Source organism: Candidatus Symbiothrix dinenymphae (genome assembly GCF_001431085.1).
In genome coordinates this window covers 1-658 of record NZ_BBRU01000207.1, presented here as the reverse complement: position 1 = coordinate 658, position 658 = coordinate 1, and the positions used below count along the sequence as shown (strand labels likewise).

At 41.6% G+C, this 658-nt stretch carries 1 protein-coding gene; it reads left to right on the top strand.

Features of this window, described 5'->3' with window-relative positions:
- Window positions 1–658, top strand: a 658-nt coding sequence (locus tag ASC50_RS02890) for a hypothetical protein (RefSeq protein WP_158648330.1), incomplete at both ends; no start/stop codon positions are given.

Below are 658 nucleotides of genomic sequence, written 5' to 3'. Positions count from 1 at the left end.
GTCTTACGAAGAAGAACTGCTACGCATCGAACGGGAAATGCTATCAAAAAAGCAATTGCTTTACCAAAAAGGTTCAAACGAATACGTCAAGTATGAGGAAGAAATAGAAAAGGTAACCCTTGATGCCAAACAAAAAGCCGAGAAAATAGAATTGGACCGGCAGGCAAAAATAAAAGCCCTCATTGCAAAATACAACAAAGAAGCCGCTAAAACAGAAGCTCAAAAAAAGGCTGAAGAATTGAAAACCCTGAACGATTTATTTACTGAAGAATTGCGGACAACGGAGCAATACTATATTCTCAAACAAGCAATAGAAGACAAATACGACCCCGAAAAGAAAAAGAACAAGGAAGCCGCCGAGCAATTAGTCAAAGACAACCCAAACCAAACTCACAAAAAGAAAGACCTGAAAAGTTTGCTCGATGACGACAAACTCAGTTCCGGCGCAAAGGACACACTTATAAACGATTCGGAAGCCGCCGAACTTAAACAATTAGATGCGCTTCAATCGTTGCACAATGCCGAGATTGACGAGATACTCAATTACGAAGAACTCCGCACAGCGATTGCCCAAAAATACAACGACCTCAGGGAAACCAACGACAAAGAGTCGTTTGCCCGAAAAATGCAACTCACCCAATTTGCGCTGGAGCAAATC